37 protein-coding genes are annotated in these 18,112 nt (G+C 27.8%); 36 read left to right on the top strand and 1 reads right to left on the bottom strand.

Annotated features, from left to right (window positions below; translation table 11 throughout):
• Nucleotides 1-95: 95 nt before the first annotated feature.
• From PHC28_RS04965 to PHC28_RS04820, 30 genes are all read left to right on the top strand, one after another.
• Complete coding sequence (locus PHC28_RS04965; RefSeq protein WP_300096881.1) at nt 96-377, top strand: hypothetical protein; 282 nt, start codon at nt 96-98, stop codon at nt 375-377.
• 76 nt (nt 378-453) lie between these two features.
• On the top strand, nt 454-1,914 hold the full coding sequence (locus PHC28_RS04960) for an ATP-binding protein (RefSeq protein WP_300096880.1): 1,461 nt from the start codon (nt 454-456) through the stop codon (nt 1,912-1,914).
• Nucleotides 1,915-1,990: 76 nt separating this feature from the next.
• Nucleotides 1,991-2,236 carry a hypothetical protein gene (locus PHC28_RS04955; RefSeq protein ID WP_300096879.1) on the top strand — a complete coding sequence of 82 codons (246 nt, stop codon included), beginning with the start codon at nt 1,991-1,993 and terminating at the stop codon, nt 2,234-2,236.
• The gene (locus PHC28_RS04950) at nt 2,233-2,448 is read left to right on the top strand and encodes a hypothetical protein (protein WP_300096878.1); all 216 of its coding nucleotides are present in this window, start codon (nt 2,233-2,235) and stop codon (nt 2,446-2,448) included. Before PHC28_RS04955 ends, PHC28_RS04950 begins: the two co-directional genes overlap by 4 nt.
• 13 nt (nt 2,449-2,461) lie before the next feature.
• Nucleotides 2,462-2,947 (top strand): hypothetical protein, encoded by a 486-nt coding sequence (locus PHC28_RS04945; protein WP_300096877.1) that lies wholly within the window; start codon nt 2,462-2,464, stop codon nt 2,945-2,947.
• A 26-nt stretch (nt 2,948-2,973) separates the two neighbouring features.
• Nucleotides 2,974-3,180 (top strand): hypothetical protein, encoded by a 207-nt coding sequence (locus PHC28_RS04940; RefSeq protein WP_300096876.1) that lies wholly within the window; start codon nt 2,974-2,976, stop codon nt 3,178-3,180.
• A gap of 63 nt (nt 3,181-3,243) precedes the next feature.
• The gene (locus tag PHC28_RS04935; RefSeq protein ID WP_300096875.1) at nt 3,244-4,146 is read left to right on the top strand and encodes an ADP-ribosylglycohydrolase family protein; all 903 of its coding nucleotides are present in this window, start codon (nt 3,244-3,246) and stop codon (nt 4,144-4,146) included.
• A 276-nt stretch (nt 4,147-4,422) separates the two neighbouring features.
• Nucleotides 4,423-4,893: a hypothetical protein gene (locus PHC28_RS04930; protein ID WP_300096874.1), complete on the top strand. Its 471-nt coding sequence runs from the start codon at nt 4,423-4,425 to the stop codon at nt 4,891-4,893.
• Nucleotides 4,894-4,895: 2 nt separating this feature from the next.
• Nucleotides 4,896-5,138 (top strand): hypothetical protein, encoded by a 243-nt coding sequence (locus PHC28_RS04925; RefSeq protein ID WP_300096873.1) that lies wholly within the window; start codon nt 4,896-4,898, stop codon nt 5,136-5,138.
• Nucleotides 5,135-5,725, top strand: coding sequence for a hypothetical protein (locus PHC28_RS04920; RefSeq protein ID WP_300096872.1), 591 nt, complete (start codon nt 5,135-5,137; stop codon nt 5,723-5,725). The genes PHC28_RS04925 and PHC28_RS04920 overlap by 4 nt, the downstream gene beginning before the upstream one ends.
• Nucleotides 5,726-5,833: 108 nt before the next feature.
• Nucleotides 5,834-5,998 (top strand): hypothetical protein, encoded by a 165-nt coding sequence (locus tag PHC28_RS04915; protein WP_300096871.1) that lies wholly within the window; start codon nt 5,834-5,836, stop codon nt 5,996-5,998.
• Nucleotides 5,999-6,069: 71 nt separating this feature from the next.
• Nucleotides 6,070-6,237 (top strand): hypothetical protein, encoded by a 168-nt coding sequence (locus tag PHC28_RS04910; protein ID WP_300096870.1) that lies wholly within the window; start codon nt 6,070-6,072, stop codon nt 6,235-6,237.
• The gene (locus PHC28_RS04905; protein WP_300096869.1) at nt 6,197-6,820 is read left to right on the top strand and encodes a DUF5565 family protein; all 624 of its coding nucleotides are present in this window, start codon (nt 6,197-6,199) and stop codon (nt 6,818-6,820) included. The genes PHC28_RS04910 and PHC28_RS04905 overlap by 41 nt, the downstream gene beginning before the upstream one ends.
• Nucleotides 6,810-7,070 (top strand): hypothetical protein, encoded by a 261-nt coding sequence (locus tag PHC28_RS04900; protein ID WP_300096868.1) that lies wholly within the window; start codon nt 6,810-6,812, stop codon nt 7,068-7,070. The genes PHC28_RS04905 and PHC28_RS04900 overlap by 11 nt, the downstream gene beginning before the upstream one ends.
• Complete coding sequence (locus PHC28_RS04895; RefSeq protein ID WP_300096867.1) at nt 7,033-7,461, top strand: hypothetical protein; 429 nt, start codon at nt 7,033-7,035, stop codon at nt 7,459-7,461. The genes PHC28_RS04900 and PHC28_RS04895 overlap by 38 nt, the downstream gene beginning before the upstream one ends.
• A 102-nt stretch (nt 7,462-7,563) precedes the next feature.
• On the top strand, nt 7,564-7,788 hold the full coding sequence (locus PHC28_RS04890) for a hypothetical protein (RefSeq protein WP_300096866.1): 225 nt from the start codon (nt 7,564-7,566) through the stop codon (nt 7,786-7,788).
• Nucleotides 7,789-7,864: 76 nt separating this feature from the next.
• Nucleotides 7,865-8,344 (top strand): hypothetical protein, encoded by a 480-nt coding sequence (locus PHC28_RS04885; protein WP_300096865.1) that lies wholly within the window; start codon nt 7,865-7,867, stop codon nt 8,342-8,344.
• On the top strand, nt 8,334-8,663 hold the full coding sequence (locus PHC28_RS04880; protein ID WP_300096864.1) for a hypothetical protein: 330 nt from the start codon (nt 8,334-8,336) through the stop codon (nt 8,661-8,663). The genes PHC28_RS04885 and PHC28_RS04880 overlap by 11 nt, the downstream gene beginning before the upstream one ends.
• A 467-nt stretch (nt 8,664-9,130) precedes the next feature.
• Nucleotides 9,131-9,454, top strand: coding sequence for a hypothetical protein (locus tag PHC28_RS04875; RefSeq protein WP_300096863.1), 324 nt, complete (start codon nt 9,131-9,133; stop codon nt 9,452-9,454).
• A gap of 4 nt (nt 9,455-9,458) precedes the next feature.
• On the top strand, nt 9,459-9,755 hold the full coding sequence (locus PHC28_RS04870; RefSeq protein ID WP_300096862.1) for a hypothetical protein: 297 nt from the start codon (nt 9,459-9,461) through the stop codon (nt 9,753-9,755).
• A gap of 220 nt (nt 9,756-9,975) precedes the next feature.
• Nucleotides 9,976-10,164 carry a hypothetical protein gene (locus PHC28_RS04865; protein WP_300096861.1) on the top strand — a complete coding sequence of 63 codons (189 nt, stop codon included), beginning with the start codon at nt 9,976-9,978 and terminating at the stop codon, nt 10,162-10,164.
• Between the two features lie 4 nt (nt 10,165-10,168).
• A complete protein-coding gene (locus tag PHC28_RS04860) occupies nt 10,169-10,873 on the top strand; it encodes an AP2 domain-containing protein (protein ID WP_300096860.1) in 705 nt (234 codons plus the stop codon).
• Nucleotides 10,870-11,061 (top strand): hypothetical protein, encoded by a 192-nt coding sequence (locus PHC28_RS04855; RefSeq protein WP_300096859.1) that lies wholly within the window; start codon nt 10,870-10,872, stop codon nt 11,059-11,061. The genes PHC28_RS04860 and PHC28_RS04855 overlap by 4 nt, the downstream gene beginning before the upstream one ends.
• 73 nt (nt 11,062-11,134) lie before the next feature.
• On the top strand, nt 11,135-11,401 hold the full coding sequence (locus tag PHC28_RS04850) for a hypothetical protein (protein ID WP_300096858.1): 267 nt from the start codon (nt 11,135-11,137) through the stop codon (nt 11,399-11,401).
• Between the two features lie 8 nt (nt 11,402-11,409).
• A complete protein-coding gene (locus PHC28_RS04845; protein ID WP_300096857.1) occupies nt 11,410-11,622 on the top strand; it encodes a hypothetical protein in 213 nt (70 codons plus the stop codon).
• Nucleotides 11,623-11,628: 6 nt separating this feature from the next.
• Nucleotides 11,629-11,784 (top strand): hypothetical protein, encoded by a 156-nt coding sequence (locus PHC28_RS04840; RefSeq protein WP_300096856.1) that lies wholly within the window; start codon nt 11,629-11,631, stop codon nt 11,782-11,784.
• Nucleotides 11,747-12,481, top strand: coding sequence for an ATP-grasp domain-containing protein (locus PHC28_RS04835; protein ID WP_300096855.1), 735 nt, complete (start codon nt 11,747-11,749; stop codon nt 12,479-12,481). The genes PHC28_RS04840 and PHC28_RS04835 overlap by 38 nt, the downstream gene beginning before the upstream one ends.
• Complete coding sequence (locus PHC28_RS04830) at nt 12,474-12,869, top strand: hypothetical protein (protein WP_300096854.1); 396 nt, start codon at nt 12,474-12,476, stop codon at nt 12,867-12,869. Before PHC28_RS04835 ends, PHC28_RS04830 begins: the two co-directional genes overlap by 8 nt.
• Nucleotides 12,862-13,086 (top strand): hypothetical protein, encoded by a 225-nt coding sequence (locus tag PHC28_RS04825; protein WP_300096853.1) that lies wholly within the window; start codon nt 12,862-12,864, stop codon nt 13,084-13,086. Before PHC28_RS04830 ends, PHC28_RS04825 begins: the two co-directional genes overlap by 8 nt.
• 4 nt (nt 13,087-13,090) lie before the next feature.
• The gene (locus PHC28_RS04820) at nt 13,091-13,753 is read left to right on the top strand and encodes a hypothetical protein (RefSeq protein ID WP_300096852.1); all 663 of its coding nucleotides are present in this window, start codon (nt 13,091-13,093) and stop codon (nt 13,751-13,753) included.
• Here the strand turns inward: PHC28_RS04820 and PHC28_RS04815 are convergent.
• Nucleotides 13,742-14,764 (bottom strand): hypothetical protein, encoded by a 1,023-nt coding sequence (locus PHC28_RS04815; RefSeq protein WP_300096851.1) that lies wholly within the window; start codon nt 14,762-14,764, stop codon nt 13,742-13,744. The genes PHC28_RS04820 and PHC28_RS04815 overlap by 12 nt on opposite strands.
• A 210-nt stretch (nt 14,765-14,974) precedes the next feature.
• Between PHC28_RS04815 and PHC28_RS04810 the strand changes: the two genes are divergently transcribed.
• From PHC28_RS04810 to PHC28_RS04785, 6 genes are all read left to right on the top strand, one after another.
• On the top strand, nt 14,975-15,247 hold the full coding sequence (locus PHC28_RS04810) for a hypothetical protein (RefSeq protein WP_300096850.1): 273 nt from the start codon (nt 14,975-14,977) through the stop codon (nt 15,245-15,247).
• A 5-nt stretch (nt 15,248-15,252) separates the two neighbouring features.
• Nucleotides 15,253-15,747, top strand: a complete 495-nt coding sequence (locus PHC28_RS04805; protein WP_300096849.1) for a hypothetical protein — start codon at nt 15,253-15,255, stop codon at nt 15,745-15,747.
• 15 nt (nt 15,748-15,762) lie between these two features.
• A complete protein-coding gene (locus tag PHC28_RS04800) occupies nt 15,763-16,209 on the top strand; it encodes a hypothetical protein (RefSeq protein WP_300096848.1) in 447 nt (148 codons plus the stop codon).
• A gap of 183 nt (nt 16,210-16,392) precedes the next feature.
• A complete protein-coding gene (locus PHC28_RS04795) occupies nt 16,393-17,427 on the top strand; it encodes a hypothetical protein (protein WP_300096847.1) in 1,035 nt (344 codons plus the stop codon).
• Between the two features lie 2 nt (nt 17,428-17,429).
• The gene (locus PHC28_RS04790) at nt 17,430-17,678 is read left to right on the top strand and encodes a hypothetical protein (protein ID WP_300096846.1); all 249 of its coding nucleotides are present in this window, start codon (nt 17,430-17,432) and stop codon (nt 17,676-17,678) included.
• Nucleotides 17,665-18,112 (top strand): hypothetical protein (locus PHC28_RS04785; RefSeq protein WP_300096845.1); only part of this gene is annotated, 448 nt, incomplete at its 3' end. The genes PHC28_RS04790 and PHC28_RS04785, both read left to right, overlap by 14 nt.

Raw genomic sequence — 18,112 nt, 5'->3', positions numbered from 1 at the left:
TGAACCATTTATTCCTATGACTCTTATTGATCCTAATAATATCAATCTACCAGCTATAAATGTAAATTCAATCAATAGTAAAATGGGATTATAATATGGTTCCATCAAATTTTACTCCAACTGAAATATGTAAAATCATCAATACATTAACCAGAGATGAATTAGAAGAACAATTCATTAAATATTCAGAAGAATTTGAATTATATCAAGCAATTGAATCGCGTAGTCAGGTAGAAGATTCAGAGATAGATACTTTAAAAGAAGACAATATATATTATGAAGAATTGATTAAAACAATCAAAAATTTATTAAATAAAAGTCACGAATATACAAAAGATGAATTCGTTGACCTAATTGATATGCATATTTCAAATTAAAAATATTTGACTTCAGGTTTGTTATTAACATATAATAAAGTTTGTAATGTAAACTTTATATTTGAGGAAAAATATTATGAGAAAAGAACAAGTTAAAATCCCTTCAACATATTTCTCACAAAATATCAAAAGACAATATTCAAGTCCGAGATTAGCGTTATTTAGAGAATTTTTACAAAATTCTGTAGACGCTGGAAGTAAAAATATTAGATTCGAATTAAATGTAGATAATATGGTTTGCGAAGATGATGGGTGTGGAATGGATACTGATAGATTAATCCAAGCCATGTTAACATTATCCGGTTCAGTTAAAGGTGAAAATGCTACTGGTGGCTTCGGTGAGGCAAAAAATCTATTACTATTCGCCCACGATAAATATTTTATCCATACTAGAACGAATAAAGTAGAAGGTAGTTGTTTATCTTATGAGCTGAATACTAATGCTCAATACAGAGAAGGTACTAGGATTCAAATATTTTTTCATGAATCATTTTCTTATAACATGAATGAATATATAAAAACAGGAAAGGATTTTATTGCCAGATGTAATTTGCCTGGAATCAATATCTATATCAATAATAATTTATTGGATAATATTGAAGAATATTTAGAACTTGTATATCAAGCAGAATGGTGTAATATTTATACCAAAAGTGCATATGATATGTATTATGCTGCTGTGAGAAAAAATGGTATTGAAATGTTTGAGGTATATTTAAATGAATCCTCAAATAAAAAGTTCATTATTGAATTGACGTTAAATTCAATTGATTGCTTATCTTCTAACAGAGACTCTATGCAGTATAAGTATCGTGAAGAACTACAAAAAATCACGAATAATATTCAAATGAATAAAAATATGTTTGGTAGATTATACAACCAAACAATTGTCTATAAAGGGCAACAAAATTTTTCTTTTATCAAGGCGATAAAGAAATTTATCAAAGAAACTCAAATATCGTTTTCAGTAAAGAATAAAATTGAAGAATTAGTAATTGCTCTGCAAGATAGTAATACCCGCGAAGAAATGAACCAGATATTTGATGAGATGGTTAGAGTTGAGCCTGAAATTTCTTATATCAAACAACATCTTAATCTTGAAAGTAATTTTGTAGTTGATATTCAAAAGAAAGGTATTGATAAATTGCCTACTAAACTTGATCCTGCTACAATGCAAAAGAAATATGAAACTTTGGCGTTATTATGGAAAGCATGTGTGATCAAAGTAATTCAAACCATGGATTATGACATTTCATTCAATATTGGTTGGGTAATATCAGATACTGCTCTAGCACAATTTAAACAAATTGATGGAGGGTATGTTTTTCAAGTCAATCCTGAAAAACATTGGAGTACTAATAAGAAAGAAATGATTATGTCATTATTAACAGCAGCATGTCATGAATATACACATATCAATTATCCTGATCACACTGAAAGTTTTACTAGTATGAATTTTGAGGTAGTTAAAAATGTTTTTAGTAATCTCTCTAGTTGGAATGAGATTACTAAAATTTCAGAGAATATCACACTTTAGTTGACAAATTATGATATGAATAATATAATAACCTTGAAATTTATTTTTAGGGTTATTATAAACGAGTTGATTATTTATGAATTATTTAATTGAAGTCAACAACGGGGATATCATTGAACTCAAAAAATCAACTAAAATCAAAAGAATATGGACAATTTTAGATGAAGAGTTCACTATCAATGATATCCCTAAACATAATATCAATGCTTTTTTAGAAGATAAATGGCATGATTGGCATGTTAATGATATGAAATTACATACACATTTTCATTCCAGTTCTTTAGGTGAAAAACACCGTTTACTTATCATCGAGGAATTATGAATATTAACGAACAAATATCAAAAGAACTTCCCGAATTAGCTAAAGATTTATTACAAAGAGTTAGCGGATATGAAATTTTAGATACTTCTACTTTAAATAGAATATCTAGGGAATATGCAAAAAGTATAGGAATAGAATATCGATATGCAAAAGATAATGTGATTACTATGGCAACTAAACAAATTTTAGAAATTTATGCTAATAAAAAATAAACCAATTGTATGGTTGGATCTAGAAGAAACCATTATTACTTCTTGGTCAGATTTTTTGTTTAGTCAAACTAATGCAATGAATATAAAAGAAGTTAAATCTTGGTTATTGGCCAGAGAAATAAAAGAAGTTAATATTTTTTCTGCTGCTATATGGAATAAAGGCGATAAAGAAATTTTCGCAGATCAAATGAAAAATGATCTAGAGGAATTATTAGGTGTTATTATTATTAAATGGCCTTCTATCGAAGATTTAATGAAAGAAACAAAGAAATTTGATAGATATCATTATGAAAATACTACGGAATATATCCAACAAAATGGAAAATTTATTTCATTTTTAAAATATTGTATGATCAATGGTAAAGATCAACACAATATTTTGATTGATGATTGTGTTACTGATTGGACGATGATTGACAGTACCGGAAAAACAATAATAGAAACTATCAATATATTGACAATCACAGGAAAAAATGGTAATTTTACTTTATCATTATAGTTGAAAATAAAAAGAGATAATTTGAAATGAATATAACACATTTAGCAATAGGTTCTTTATTTGAGATAGATGGAAAAATTTATCAGTTAATTCGTGATGATAGTGGGTGTAATATTGCTGATGAAGACGGTCGTCGATTGTCTCAAGCGTTTTATCCGGAATATCACGAAAAAGGGGATTTCGTGAGTGTAGAATATATTAAAGAGGTATTTAATAAGTATGGTAGAAAATAGTATAGACTTAAACATATTCCCTCAACGATAAGGGGGTTTGATTTGAAATTATTAGATAGATATATGGGTTGTATATTTGGTTTAGCAATTGGTGATGCAGTTGGTACAACATTAGAATTTAAAGAGCGAGGTACATTTGAACCAATTACTGATATGGTTGGCGGCGGCCCTTTTTATTTAGAGCCCGGAGAATGGACAGATGATACAAGTATGACCTTATGCTTAGCTCAGAGCTTAATCGTTTGTGCTGGATTTGATGCTAAAGATCAATTAGATAAATACGTCAAATGGTATAAAACAGGATACTTTAGTAGTAATGATGTTTGTTTTGATATAGGGGATCAAACGAGAAAAATATTAGATGAATATATTAGAACTGATGATGAGGTAAATTCAGCTTATGTTTTATCGGCGAGATTGCCAAACGGATCATTATCTTCAGGTAATGGTTCATTAATGCGTATTGCTCCGATTGCATTGTATTATCTATCTGATACTAAAAGTGCTTTAAAATATGCTATGCGAAGCTCATTAACAACTCACGCAAGCGTTGATTGTATCGATTGTTGTACAATTTTTGTGGAATTATTATTATTAGCTTTATCGTGTATTGATAAAGCTACAATTGTTAATTATCCAAGATTGAAAATAATTGGAGCAAATAAGATAAATTCGCGGATCACTGATATTAAATCAACCGGATACGTTAAAGATTCTATTTCTGCCGCAATTTGGTGTTTCAATCAAACAGAAAATTATAAAGATGCAATATTATTAGCAGCCAATTTAGGAGGTGACGCAGATACAATTGCATCTATCACAGGACAATTAGCTGGGGCATATTATGGTTTTGATTCTATTCCTATTGAATGGAGAAATAGAATAGCAAAATATGAATTATTAGAAAGTATAGCTAAACAGTTATATCATGGAAATAAAAAGAGGGTAAATGCTAAATATAAATGATTTTTCACAACAACTAAATGATTTGATAAATGGGTGTTTCGAACTTATTGGGGGAATAACTTCGTTAAACAATTGTAGGATAATATTAAAAGATAAAGAAGTTAAAGGTTTATCTATTTATAGTATGTTATTCTTTATTTCATGGGGGTTGTATAATTTATATTTTTATCCATCAATCGGGCAAGAATTTAGTTTTTATGGGGCAGTTATGATGGTTATATCAAATATAACTTGGTCAATACTCGCAATTTATTTTTCATATAAAGGACACAAATAATGGATATTTTTACGGTTAATATTTTAACTTTTGATCAATTAACAGAAATCGAAAAAGATGAGTTTAGAAATAAAGGGATTGCATACGAAGTTATTGAATATTTACAAATATGTTATCTTGGTACACAAGTACAACTTGTAGCTGTATGTGACGTTGGAGAAATACAACGAGCATTATATCAGTCGTATTTTTATGGGATGCAAAATAAACCAACCGACGATATTGAAAAACAGCGAGTTATTGATGCTGTAAATAATAATCATATTGGTATAACTATATCGACAGAAAATACTAAAGAAGATATTATATCTTTCATCGGAAGTAATATCATCGATTTTTTAAATGATGATTTGAGATTGATACCAAAATACACGATATACCCGATGGGTATTGATAATAAAACGAAAGAAGTATTAAGGGAAATATCAAATAATACTAAAACTCTATATCTATCCATCACTAGGAATTAAAAATGGATCTTACACACCCTGAATATGGTGCTATATCTGAATATTTGAATAACATTCAATTTTCGTTGTTACAAGGTATTTATCTAACAGAAGAACAAATTAAAAATTTAAATTGGTATGCAGAAAAGGCAAAGAAAGTTATTATTGAAGATTTAAAAAATGATATCGGTCTTTATGAGTATGGTATTAATTTAACAACTATTATTGATGCACTGATCAATGCTGGATGGAGAAAATTAGTATGAGTAAATTTATTTGTTGTGATATTGATTCAATCAAGATAAATGGTACAACTATTTGTAATAATCCAGTTAATATTGAATTGTGTACAAGTATCAAAAAGAAAGATAATAAAAATCATCATTTAATTATTTTTGATGGATTAACTGCTGAATGGGCCTATATCACTAAAGAATCTCGTGATATACAATTTGATAATATCGTAAATAATAAAAAAGTTAAAAATAATAAGAATTTACTCAATCAGTTATTAAAATTGTGTACTCAAGAACAAATTGAAATTTATAATAAGATGTATCCTAATGGCCCGGATAATATTGATTGGGCTATTCATCAAGTTAAAAATACTATTGTTCGTGTAAACAAAGAATACGAATCATTGAAAAATATTTCAAAAGAATTTGCTGAATATAAACAAAAATCAGAAAAACTTATTCATCAATTAGAACAAGATATATCACAAAAATATTCAGAGTCAAGAACGATTTCAGATGAATTAGATATAATCAAAACTAACAATAATATTGATAAGGATATATGTGATCGATTAAGATGGCTTGATACACTAGAAGCTGCAGGAGTAGATAATTGAGATGGTATTGATATTGATAGAGAAATATATCATCAATAAAATTATTTGACATTTTCGTGAATTTTATTTATAATAAATCATGTTTTCAAAATTATTTAGGAAATTATCATGATTAAAGTATATATCATTGAAAGCGAACGGGGTTGGGGACAAAAAATCGATGAAGTAAAAGAGTTTCCTGATTTAGAAACAGCTAATAAATTCATAAATGAGTATAATTCAAAAAACGATCTTGATTACGTCCCAGATTGGTATATGTATGCAACACTATAAAAATAATAGTTGACATTTATATAAAATCAATTATAATTTTACATACTTTATTTTTATTTGGAGAATATATCATGTGGACAGTTGAAGAAATAGCTGAATTTTTTGCTAATAATGAGCATAAAGAAATTGTTAATGCTTTTTGTATCAATTCAAAAAATGCAGAACAAGTATATGACGAATTAGTTATCAGAAACTTCAATGAAGATATTATTGTTTCATTTGGTGAATTATATTTATGAAAAAATTAGTACATTATTCGTTGTTTTACATCAGGGTAATAAATCAAATATTACCCCAAAAGTTCGGCAAGAAAATGAATGGGTATATCTTGAAAAAGGTGTTAAAGCTACTCGTAAATTCGATGGCACCGCGTGTGCTATTATTAGTGGGAAATTATATAAGCGATATGATTGTAAAGTAGGTAAGATACCACCCGAAGATGCTATTCCGTGCCAGGAACCTGATCCAATAACAGGACATTGGCCACATTGGGTTAAATGTAAACAAGATAGTCCAGCAGATCAATATTTCATCGAAGGTTTATGGCGATTCATGTCACTGAACGATGTAATCGAAGATGGGACTTATGAGTTATGTGGACCGAAAGTTGGTGGCAATCCAGAACGATTACCATATCATATCTTAATCAAGCATGGTTATGAAATTCTCTACATCGTCGATTTTTCATATTCATCAATTAAACATTATTTATCTGATCTGAGTAATGATATAGAAGGTATAGTATTTCATGGATCAGATGGTAAGATGTGTAAAATTCGTAAAAAAGATTTTAATATAAAGAGGAAATATGATGTCAAATAAGAAAATTATTGACATTATTTCAAATGGAGGTATAATATCTGAAGGTATTAAGTTAGTTAGAGATATTGATACTGATTTTGTGGAATATGATATTGCTCCTTACTTCATAATATTTGATTCTGGTGTATTACCAATTCCAATTAGAAATGATAATGATATAGATGAGTTTTTAAAACCATCGCCAATGTTAGAGGTATTAAATTATGCATCATGTGGATCTAACACATCAATTAGCGGAAATTTTTCATAAACAAGGTTTTCACGTCAGCCATCTTAATAGGACTGATAATAATAAAACCATTTCAAATCCTAATCCATTATCGAAATTATTTTATTTGAGATTTAATTCAAATGAAATTGATATTGGATATATTCCAACATTTGATAGATGGGCAAATTCAACAGATTTTATTTTTCCTGTTAAGTTTTTATTAACTAAAGGAAATATTGACAAAGAAAAAATTGAAGTTTTTTATCTTTTACTTGAATATGCCCATAACAATTTACGACCTACTTGGAGTTGGTTAAGCGTTTGTTTAGATCTTTCTGATTATATCCGTAAAATTCGTAGAAATAAAAACAGAAAAGAATATATTGAAATTTTGAAAAAAATCGTAGACACTTGCGTAAACATTTATTAAAATAATCATAAATTAATTTAAAGAGATATATTATGAAACCAATGATATTACCAGGCGAACATATAAAAGTACATATTCATGATATCAAAAGATGTATTGATTATGATTGCATATTTGTTAGTCATTCGTGTAAATAAAGGTACAATTGAAGTTTTTGATAATGCTAGTCCAAATGGTATTGCAAGTATTGTATATGTATCAAATTCAAAACAAACCGGGAAGTATTGGTATGAATATTCAGAAAATTCTCTAAATGTAGAAAGATTAGAAAATAAAGATGGTATACAATTAATTGGTTTAGATAATTTTTTTGATACTTCTGTATAACATTAAAATTTATTGACATTTGTGTAAATTGCTATTAAAATTATCATATGTTAAATAATAACGAGAGAATAATATTATGAGTAAAAATATTGTATTTAAAGTTTCTGAAAATATTTCTTTAAGAACTATTAAAAGCGGGCATTCTACATATCTTGCTTGGGTTGCAATTAAGGGAAGATATAGTAGTGTACAATGGAGGAAAACATTTTCACTGAATAAATACGGCAACGAAACTGCATTTAAATTAGCTTGTCAAGAAGTAGAAGAAAGACACGAATACCCAATTGTACCCGGCTTGAAACAAGTATCTACAAAAAACTGGATTATTGAGGAAGCTGTAGATAGAGTTGTCAATTTCAAACGTTTACCGTTGGGGGCAAAATTCAAATATATTGGTAGTAATAAAATTTGGGTTGTTATTAGTACTGCTTATAATGGTACTATTGCAGAGTTTATACCAAATGCCCTTGACTGTACTGGACAACATATTTTTAGTGCAGACGAAACCCTAGAAGCGGCAAATAATTTAATGGTTGTTTATTTATATGACAAATAAGCCTTACATAATACCAAGAGAAAAACCAAAAAAAGGTAAACCGAAAGAAACAAAACAAGAAGAATTGTGTAGACGATTAGAAGAATATATCGAATTTAATCATGCAAGAAAAGAATTTATTTTAGTTGAATTTCATGAAGCATTGTTAGACTTCATCGAAAATAAAAAGTGCACTGATACACAACGTAATATAGATCTTTTATATTTTTGTTTACTTGAATCTATCGTATATAACTCTGAGAGGAAATGGTTTGCTGATGTAGGATTCTATAATGATATAGGCAATTATATTCATAATAATAAGGTAATCATTCAATGAAATATTGTTATAAAATTTATATTTTTGGTATTGAATATCGACCATCATATTCATGGAAAAAGATTTGGAAATTCAATTCAATAGAAGAAGCTGAAAGATATACATCTTTCGCTAAATTTGATCTACCATGGTATATTTCTTTCATTTGTAATTTAAAGGTAACTAAATGTTAAAAAATCCTATTCAACCATTATATCAAGATAGTAGATGAAACTTATTATAGTGCAATTAAGCAGTTCGAAGATAAAGATATTATATCTTTAAGTGCTAGAGTCTTATATCTTGAAGAAAAATTAAAAAAAAAAAAAATTAAAGAACTATTTACAGCACCTGTATCAGAGTTATATAATATTCACGAAGAAGATTTAACTTATCCAGTAAGAGTGGAGGATATGATGTAAAAATTTATATTATACAAAAACTAACAATAAACCGATTATTGAAAAATTAATTTTAAGGAATTAAATATGCAAAACACAAAAATTTATAGACTTGGTAAACGTACACCTAAAGAAACTGGTGTAATCACAATCGCTTCTTCTTTACATACTGACGAATCAGGTAATTATGTAACATATCAAGCATCATTTTGTAGCCCAAAAGATCGATACGATAAACAATTTGGTATCAGGATGGCCATTGAAAGACACAATCTTGCACCAATTGAAGTTAGAATTCCTATCAGGAAGCATAATGTTGTAGTTAATAGTATCCTTGTTGATATGCTTGATCGAAAAATTGTACCAGATTGGAGTCGTAAAACTATCAGAAATTTTTTAGCAAGGGTTTAATATTTTGAATAAGGTACAATTATTATTACATAAATTAGCTGAAGAATGCTGCGAAGTCGCTCAAGCGGCTTCTAAAGCTTCTCAGTTTGGATTAGATGGAATCATACCAGGTACAGCTACAACTAATAGAGAAAGGGTTAATAATGAATTAAATGACTTGATTGCTATTATTGAGATGTTAAATTCAGATTGCGGTTTAGAATATTCTTATCAATCCGGAGATATAGCACTTAAAAAACTAAAAGTTGAAAAATATGCTATTATTTCAGAAGGATTGGGTTTTGTTGAATGGAGCAATTAGTTTGTTCTAATTGTAATAATACTCGCCGAGTTGAAACTTATGCTTGGTCAGAAATAACCTGCGCAAAGTGGGAACCGTGTGAAATTTGTAGAGAAGATGAATATAACAGATTTTACAAAGCAAAAGAATCAGCTCGGCGAGTATGGTATACAGATTGTATTGTACCGAAACCGAGAAGAAAACGTAATAAAAAGAAAAAGAATGTGATAATAGAGGATTTATGTTAATCGAAGACTTTTTTGACCCTGGCAATATAGTACATCTTCGCTGTTGGGATTATTTGAATAAACATGGTCATTGGGAAGAACATAGTATCATGTTAGATTTTGATAGCAGTAGTCCAGCGCATATTGTTAATATCGCTTTTAAAATTGCAAATTTTTATACAAAACAAGAAATAGAGAAATAATATTATGATGACCACAATTACTTTCGCCAATAACTTTTATTTGAAATTGAATTATTTTAGCACTTATGGAACCAGAGTTGTTTGCTGGTATTATAAAAAACCAGATGGTAAAACTCGTTCGTTTGCTATTAAGAAATGGGGATGGGAAGGCGCTTATTTGAAAACAGCGCAAATCAAACAAGAGTATGAACCAACTTGGGAAATTCCAAAATGTCCTCCGATTGAAAAATATTTGGACTTTGTATATCCTAGATTGGATTTAAGTAAAATTGGTCCAGTAAGTTCTAGAATCGTTAGAAAATCTAATAATCATAGCAATATTTTTCGAGATATCAAATCTAAAGTAGAGAGTAAAATTTCAGATTATATCAGTAAATTTTTTGAAAAATCCTCAGCACAGTCTGGTGTTGAAACCACTATTAAATATCGACAAAGTATGAAAGATATTCAATATGTTAATATTCCCCGAAAAGGCCGCGGTAGTAAAAATGCTATTTTACCTGGGTTATGGTTTACAATATTCGTGAGTCGAAATGGATATAAAACACCTTCCTGGGTTGTACATAAACCAGATAATAAGCATAAAACATTTTCAATTAAGAAGTATGGTTGGAAGGAAGCTTATGATTTAGCTGCAAGGGAATATAAAGAATCATATCCTAATGCTATTATTCCATCATGTCCACCAATCGAAAATTATATCAAATGAAATTAGAAGAATTAGTTGAACAATGGTTAAACATTGATATTGCTATTGGTGAACTAGGAGTCGAAAAGATCAATATCGAACGTCAAATTGAAGACATAGTAGCAATAGATAGTTTAGTAAATTTCTGTAATACTGGAGAGTTTTTGATACTAGAAGAAAACTCATATAGTAAAAGAAAACAACTATAAAAATAATTTTGACAATTTTATCCGATTCAATTATAATATATCTATATTTTATAACTTGAATCGGATTTTTATTATGAGTACGAAATTAAAAGTTGTTGGTGGATCATTTATTATTAGATCCATGAATGATATTACTGGTGAAACAGTTGTACACATAGAAGCATGGTATGTTGATAACTGTAGAGTTGAAAAATGGTTTTCTCTTGAACCAAAAACAGAAATAGCATTTTGTTGGTTAGAACAAAATGGATTTCCTAATATTCGTAAAGAATATATGATCCATTTCAAATCACAAGCGGAATTATTGAAGGTATTGAGAAAAGCAGAAAAAGAAATTTAGGGTGAATAATGGTTAGAAGAATACAAAAAGTTTTTACTACAAGTCAACAAGAATATGATACTGTTACTTTAACATTGCATTTAAATAATGAAAAACATAATACTATCCATGATTTACGGTTGAGTCATCCAGATAAAGACGTTCTTTTATTGATGGGAATGAAATTAGATGACGTCGTTGATATCAGAGATGCTCTAGATAATTGTATTGAAAATTGGTAAAAGAGTATGGGTAAAACATTAATTGAATTGATTGAAGAATTGAAAGTAACGACAAATCCTGTAACATATTGGTCTATCAAGGTGGCAATAATAGATAGATTAGATAGAAAAGAATTATATCTCAATGAGCGTGATTTGTTGGATTCAAATAGACGAAAATAATGAATTAGCTTTTGATTTTTGTTATAGTGCCAAAATTGGAGCTATACAATCTAATCATAAAGTATCATATTTCATAAATTCGATAGATATCCCTTTCAGTAATGATAATATTATCGTTGGTAGCGTAGAAATGTGTTCTAATTATTTACACGCAAATAATTTAGTTATACCAGAACAAATTTCAATACGATTATTTAACGATTTTATTGGTAGAGAGGTAAATTCTGATTTATTATTGAATAGTATATCACAATTTCCAGTTTTTATTAAACCTAATAATAAAATTAAAGAATTTAATGCTTTTGTTGCTAATAAACAATGGGATATTGATTTTGAAATATATCATCAAAAAATAAATCCTTCATCGTTGGTTCAAACTCAAGATGTTATTGATATATTAAGTGAATATAGAGTATATATCAATAATAAAAAGATAATAGGATGTGAACATTACTTAGGGGATTGTTTGTTATTTCCTGATAAAAATATAATTGAATCTGTATTTGATATTGCTAATAAGAAATTGAATAATATTGCTTATACTCTTGATTTTGGTATTTTAGATAACGGTAAAACAATATTGATTGAAGTAAATGATGGATGGGCTATTGGTAATTATGGAATAGATTCATATTCATATTATCAGTTAATAAAAAATAGATGGTTTCAAATAATCAACGGTGTAAGAAATGAATGAATATGATGAGTTAAGAATTTATATTGAAAAAATAAATGATAAGGTTATGTTGAAAATTTATGAGGAATATATGTATAGTTATCACAACTATCCACCATTATATCAACATCCAAAAATAAGATCAATACGAAGATTAATCTTATTTAAATCATATTTTACGAACGAAGAATGTAATTATTATATCAATATGGAAGGATTCTTTGGTGTAAAAATAAAAGTAAAAAGACAAATTTTAGACCTCATTTTTAAAGATACTAATGAAATAATATATTTTTATAATAATGGGACTGAATCTTTTTCTCTTAATGGGAGAGCAGTAATTCATGATGAAGATAGTATAGCTATTGAACAATTATTAATATTACTTAGAGATGTACACGATGATTAAAAAGAAATATGTTTGGAAAGAATTGAGTTCAGATGGTTTATTGAAAAATCCACCTGCACATGGACCTTATTATAATCGAGATGATAGGTTACAAGATATGTCATTTGATACAGAAGAGGAAGCTATTTCATTATTAGAAGATTATATCAAAGTAAATGATTTGAATTATTATTTCGCCGATATGATTTTAATTACTATTTATAATAAAACTTATTGATTCAATGAAACCATTTTTACACGCGAAAATACACGCAAAAAAGTATGGTGGTATACCAGAAGATTATATTGATATTGATAATTTCATTGATTCAAGTAAACAAACTCATCCTGATGTAAGACATAGAGCAATTTTGCATAATGCTTTTGGGTGTTTTATCGTTGAACAAGTTTTTGGTATAACTCGAATAAATTCTGCTGGTAAAACTTATTCCCCAAGAGATATAGCAGAAGATCATTGTCAACAAGATATGAATAGGATTTTTAGTGTTGAATCATATTTAAGAAATATTAAAATTGATAGTATAATGCCAATTAACAATATTTCAATAATTGAACACACTGAAATTGATGTGGGCTTATATAATATAAGTTATAATGAAGTATTAGAAATACATTCTTTTTTAGAAAGTTCATTTAATGTATTTCCAGATATTAGACACCACGCTTTATTACACCATTCTTTCGGAATATATATTACTGAATTGGTGTTTGGTAAAATTTTTGATAAAATAAAAAAGATACCAACATCATTAATTGTTAAAAATCATTTATCAAGAGAATTTGGTCATATTCCTGTTGTTTCAGATTATCTTAATAATATGATTATGCAAGATTGGATGTCTGGTTCATTAAAATATAATAGAAAAATAAAATTAGTTGATTGAAAATTCTTCAATATAATAACATATATTTTTTGGTACAATATGTGTTATTCTTGATTTATCGTCGGCCTTCCAACGATTCCAGCCAGCTTTGTCATAGTGTTCTTTAGTTTCAATTTCACAAATACAAGAATATATTTTTTTTATCTTTTTGGGTCTATCTATTGATGTTATATATTGAATCCAATTATGTAATATATATTCTTTTTTATTACTTATATCGCAAATATCTGGTTTTCTTTTGTTTTTTATATTTAATTTTTTACCATAATTTATACCAACAACTTCCTTATTTAAAACTCGATTATCTGTTCCATCCAAATATAAAATTTCATTTGTATTAATATCTTTATATATGGTTTTTCCTTTTGATGCAGATATTAAATTTAATTTTGTTGCCTCAATAACATCTATTTTAACTATAGTATCATTTATTATATAATTGGCTTTACCTGTCATATTATGATTACTATGCGTTTTACCAGTATTAGGATGAGTGTGTATTTCTTTATTATAATCATTGCACGATATGTTAATTTTTTTATTAGAGTTTTTATCAATAACAGTTAATTTACCTTTTCTGTTACCATGTAATTCACCCGATATTAATCTTGGATCATTTTTAATTGTTGTTATTTTATTACCTACATTATCATATACTCTTGCAAAGCCTTTTGTGTGTTTAATTGCTTGTAACATAGCATTATAACCATTACCTCCTGCATGACCATTTATGAATTTTATATTAGATACTACTTTTAAACGATGTAATACTTTTAATTCCCAGTTTGTTGCTTTAACTGGACAATCAAATGTTCGTCTTATTTCAATAATATCTGGTTCACCAAATTCATCTCTAAATTTTTTAACTAATTTTGAACTCGTAAAATATGTTTTCCATAAATCATTCGGATTACAGTTTTTTCCATAGCGAACACCATAATACCATTTGTTTAATTTTGACCATCCGATAAGATATGTATATGGTATGTGTTCAACTATTGTTTTACTCATTATAGTATCCTTTATTTTTAATTGACAATGTATATAATTTAATATATAATAGTATTTATATTATTTGAATATTGGATCATATTTTACAAGATCTCGGTTTCATCCCAACAGTTGAACAATATCTTAATAATATGACTATACAAAAATGGATGTCAGGTACAATGAAACATAATAGACCAAAAAACAAATTCATACCATTGGTTGATTGATATGACATATATCTATCAAACAATTTTAGAATGGGAAGAATGTCATAATAAAGAGTATCCTGATTGGGCACAATGCTGGAGTTATGATGCATATGGTGAATGTTGGGAAATTATTAAATGGAAAGAAATAAAACAATTTTATATTGAAGAAAGAAAAAATAAACAAGGATTAGCCGCATGGGATTTTCAATATGAACCAATCGTCGCTGATCCGTCTCTACCAAAACCTAAATGGGGTGAAGGTAAATTATTAATTAGAAATAATATAGGTTGAATAACATGAGTCAAAAAGTAGAAGTTATTAAACAAGAAACTGAAACATTGTTAGTTAAATTTCAGGAAATGAAAAAAGTCTTTGAAGAAGAAGCACAATCTCAAATGAAACAAATTGTTCAAATGATTTTTGATGAATCTCCAGACTTGGGTGCAATTATATGGACTCAGTATTCTCCTTATTTCAATGATGGAGATGAGTGTGTTTTTAGTGTCCACGAAATAAGTTTCACTAATGCAACAGAACCAGATGATTTAGATGAAATTCATTGTGAATGTTATGACGGTAATAATCCAGATATTTGGGCAGCAGATCTCTATGATTACAAACATTCACACGAAGATAAAAAGAAAAATATTTCTATTGATTTATTAGAATATTTTAATGAATTCATTCAAAATTCTGATATTGAAGATGTTATGGAAATGATGTTTGGTAACCACGTAAAAGTTATTGCCACGAGAGACGGGTTTAATATTGAACAGTATGACCATGAATAAAATACAAGGAACGATATGAAATATTATTTTGAATTTAAAAATGAACAAGATACGATTAGCAAATATTTCGTTACAGCAAGAGATAAATATACTGCTAAAAAAATCGCATTAGATAATAATATTGGGCTCGAATTCATTTCTATCTATTCTAGTTCAGATAATATCAATTGGGATAAAATTGAACCAGAAACAAATGATGAAAAATTAAGTAGATTGTTATCTCTATACAATGAAGAGACAAAAGATAAATCTGGTCAATGTAGAGCATTATATCTATTATTAGTAAAATATATCAAAGATTTACCAGAAATCGATGATTATTTTCAAAAAGCATTTCGACAAACGGATATTACTGATGACGGTGTAATTGATATGGTTATATGGCATTTGATGAATGGTAATACATTATTCTGGACAATATTCGACTGTGTAGTAAATGAAGTTGAATATATTGAATTCTAATTATGATTATCTGGAATGAAAAGTATTTACATTATACACTATTTGGTATAAAATTATTTAATAAAAATTTACTTTGTTTAATGATTAAAACAAAATCAGGATTATCTAATTATTGTGATTGTAAAGGAATAGTCGGTGATTGTGGATTATGTGATAATAGTTGTGAAAATATGAGGTGATAAAATGGGGGGCAGAGCATTGAGTTGTGGTTCAGTTAGAATTGATAAATTAACCTATGAAAAAGTATGTGAATCAGTTTTAACTGAATTAAAGATGAAATATCCAACAGGTATATTTAAAATCGCTGAAATTTTACCTGATAAAGAAACTTTCGGCGATTTAGATATTATTTACTCGAATGATAGTAAAATTGATACCTCAAAATTATCATGGATACAATCAGATGGTTCAAATTATACACCAAAATTCCCTTATATTAATAGCGATATAACTTCATTTGACTATTTATTGGATAATGGAGAGATATTCCAAATTGATTTAGTTAAGATTCCTATTGAATGTTTATCATTTGCTGTACAATATTTTTCTTACGGTGATTGCGGTAATATCATTGGTCGGGCATATAAGTATGCTGGGTTCAAATTAACTTTTGAGGGATTAAAATATAAGTATCTTTCAAAATATACGAGTAAGTTATTAACATTAACTGTTAATTGGCAAGAAGCTCTTGATTTTTTAGAATATCCTGTTTATCAAGAGTATGAATTCAAAGATATTTTAAGTGTATTTGATTACTGTTTTTCCACACCTTATGCTAATACTGATATATATCAGATTGAAAATAGTAATCATGTAGATAGGATTCGTAATAAAAAACGACCTATGTTTATGGCAATGCAACAATATATTAACGATAACCCTAATTGTACAGCTGATTATCGTCTTGATATTGATATACATAGGACAAATTTCTTAGAAAAAGCATTTAATCAGTTTCCAAACTTCAAAATAGAATATGATAATTGTGTTAAAATAGACATCAATGAACAATTATATCGTGAAAAATTTAATGGTAATATTGTAAGGTTGATAACCGGATATGAAGGGAAAGAACTATCAGTTTTTATTCAAAATTTTATTGCATATTTTACATTATTGGGTATTGACTTCAAAAAATTCATTATTACTTGCGACGATCTAAAAGATAAAATAAAAGAATATCAATTATATTATATTCACTATAATTTAGGAAATTAAAAATGAAATCATTTGATACATTTAATAAACAAAATATATACGATATGGATAAATTTGATGAAAATAATCCTAAATGGGTTAATATTATTAAAATTTTAGTACCAACAGACAGAGATAAAGAACAATTATTAAAAGCTTCTAAATACTTGCATGACCAAGATATTGATACTGATTATTATGGAGTAAATATATTGGTGCATCTCTATAGTAATCCTGATTTAATTGTGGTAGAAAATAATGAAAACAAATAAAGAGTTAAAACATTGTTTAGTATATGCTTCATCTGATGGGCCAGAACATTTATTATATTATGTTCGTATTGGTCAATTAGAGACTGCTCAATTTCCACATGGTTTAGCACAAGCCAATACATTCGATACATTATCTGAGGCGGATAATTTTTCATTATTAGTTGATACATATATGGAAGAATTTGTTCAGTCAAAAATCAGAGAATTTCATGCTGAACAAATAGAAAATATATTAGGTTATTCTGATTATAGAATACAGGACGAATTATCTCCAAAAGAATTTTGGGAGCATAAAAAGACAGGAAATTTGTATAAGATATTATTTTTTACAAATATGGTAGTGGAAGAAGAAAAAAGAGACAAATTTCCTGCAACGATAGTATATTCAAATAAAGAAGGCTCGATTTTCTCGAGAACATTAGATAGCTTTTTGA

This window comes from Flavobacterium sp. (genome assembly GCF_028712645.1).
GTDB lineage: Bacteria > Bacteroidota > Bacteroidia > Flavobacteriales > Flavobacteriaceae > Flavobacterium.
This window is presented reverse-complemented; position numbering and strand designations above follow the sequence as displayed.

Bases quoted from the DNA above. Each gene is read 5' to 3' on its own strand.
- PHC28_RS04965 (WP_300096881.1), top strand. From the start codon at position 96: ATGGTTCCATCAAATTTTACTCCAACTGAAATATGTAAAATCATCAAT.
- PHC28_RS04960 (WP_300096880.1), top strand. From the start codon at position 454: ATGAGAAAAGAACAAGTTAAAATCCCTTCAACATATTTCTCACAAAAT.
- PHC28_RS04955 (WP_300096879.1), top strand. From the start codon at position 1,991: ATGAATTATTTAATTGAAGTCAACAACGGGGATATCATTGAACTCAAA.
- PHC28_RS04950 (WP_300096878.1), top strand. From the start codon at position 2,233: ATGAATATTAACGAACAAATATCAAAAGAACTTCCCGAATTAGCTAAA.
- PHC28_RS04940 (WP_300096876.1), top strand. From the start codon at position 2,974: ATGAATATAACACATTTAGCAATAGGTTCTTTATTTGAGATAGATGGA.
- PHC28_RS04935 (WP_300096875.1), top strand. From the start codon at position 3,244: ATGGGTTGTATATTTGGTTTAGCAATTGGTGATGCAGTTGGTACAACA.
- PHC28_RS04930 (WP_300096874.1), top strand. From the start codon at position 4,423: ATGGATATTTTTACGGTTAATATTTTAACTTTTGATCAATTAACAGAA.
- PHC28_RS04925 (WP_300096873.1), top strand. From the start codon at position 4,896: ATGGATCTTACACACCCTGAATATGGTGCTATATCTGAATATTTGAAT.
- PHC28_RS04920 (WP_300096872.1), top strand. From the start codon at position 5,135: ATGAGTAAATTTATTTGTTGTGATATTGATTCAATCAAGATAAATGGT.
- PHC28_RS04915 (WP_300096871.1), top strand. From the start codon at position 5,834: ATGATTAAAGTATATATCATTGAAAGCGAACGGGGTTGGGGACAAAAA.
- PHC28_RS04910 (WP_300096870.1), top strand. From the start codon at position 6,070: ATGTGGACAGTTGAAGAAATAGCTGAATTTTTTGCTAATAATGAGCAT.
- PHC28_RS04905 (WP_300096869.1), top strand. From the start codon at position 6,197: ATGAAGATATTATTGTTTCATTTGGTGAATTATATTTATGAAAAAATT.
- PHC28_RS04900 (WP_300096868.1), top strand. From the start codon at position 6,810: ATGTCAAATAAGAAAATTATTGACATTATTTCAAATGGAGGTATAATA.
- PHC28_RS04890 (WP_300096866.1), top strand. From the start codon at position 7,564: ATGATTGCATATTTGTTAGTCATTCGTGTAAATAAAGGTACAATTGAA.
- PHC28_RS04885 (WP_300096865.1), top strand. From the start codon at position 7,865: ATGAGTAAAAATATTGTATTTAAAGTTTCTGAAAATATTTCTTTAAGA.
- PHC28_RS04880 (WP_300096864.1), top strand. From the start codon at position 8,334: ATGACAAATAAGCCTTACATAATACCAAGAGAAAAACCAAAAAAAGGT.
- PHC28_RS04875 (WP_300096863.1), top strand. From the start codon at position 9,131: ATGCAAAACACAAAAATTTATAGACTTGGTAAACGTACACCTAAAGAA.
- PHC28_RS04865 (WP_300096861.1), top strand. From the start codon at position 9,976: ATGTTAATCGAAGACTTTTTTGACCCTGGCAATATAGTACATCTTCGC.
- PHC28_RS04860 (WP_300096860.1), top strand. From the start codon at position 10,169: ATGATGACCACAATTACTTTCGCCAATAACTTTTATTTGAAATTGAAT.
- PHC28_RS04855 (WP_300096859.1), top strand. From the start codon at position 10,870: ATGAAATTAGAAGAATTAGTTGAACAATGGTTAAACATTGATATTGCT.
- PHC28_RS04850 (WP_300096858.1), top strand. From the start codon at position 11,135: ATGAGTACGAAATTAAAAGTTGTTGGTGGATCATTTATTATTAGATCC.
- PHC28_RS04845 (WP_300096857.1), top strand. From the start codon at position 11,410: ATGGTTAGAAGAATACAAAAAGTTTTTACTACAAGTCAACAAGAATAT.
- PHC28_RS04840 (WP_300096856.1), top strand. From the start codon at position 11,629: ATGGGTAAAACATTAATTGAATTGATTGAAGAATTGAAAGTAACGACA.
- PHC28_RS04835 (WP_300096855.1), top strand. From the start codon at position 11,747: ATGAGCGTGATTTGTTGGATTCAAATAGACGAAAATAATGAATTAGCT.
- PHC28_RS04830 (WP_300096854.1), top strand. From the start codon at position 12,474: ATGAATGAATATGATGAGTTAAGAATTTATATTGAAAAAATAAATGAT.
- PHC28_RS04825 (WP_300096853.1), top strand. From the start codon at position 12,862: ATGATTAAAAAGAAATATGTTTGGAAAGAATTGAGTTCAGATGGTTTA.
- PHC28_RS04820 (WP_300096852.1), top strand. From the start codon at position 13,091: ATGAAACCATTTTTACACGCGAAAATACACGCAAAAAAGTATGGTGGT.
- PHC28_RS04815 (WP_300096851.1), bottom strand. From the start codon at position 14,764: ATGAGTAAAACAATAGTTGAACACATACCATATACATATCTTATCGGA.
- PHC28_RS04810 (WP_300096850.1), top strand. From the start codon at position 14,975: ATGACATATATCTATCAAACAATTTTAGAATGGGAAGAATGTCATAAT.
- PHC28_RS04805 (WP_300096849.1), top strand. From the start codon at position 15,253: ATGAGTCAAAAAGTAGAAGTTATTAAACAAGAAACTGAAACATTGTTA.
- PHC28_RS04800 (WP_300096848.1), top strand. From the start codon at position 15,763: ATGAAATATTATTTTGAATTTAAAAATGAACAAGATACGATTAGCAAA.
- PHC28_RS04795 (WP_300096847.1), top strand. From the start codon at position 16,393: ATGGGGGGCAGAGCATTGAGTTGTGGTTCAGTTAGAATTGATAAATTA.
- PHC28_RS04790 (WP_300096846.1), top strand. From the start codon at position 17,430: ATGAAATCATTTGATACATTTAATAAACAAAATATATACGATATGGAT.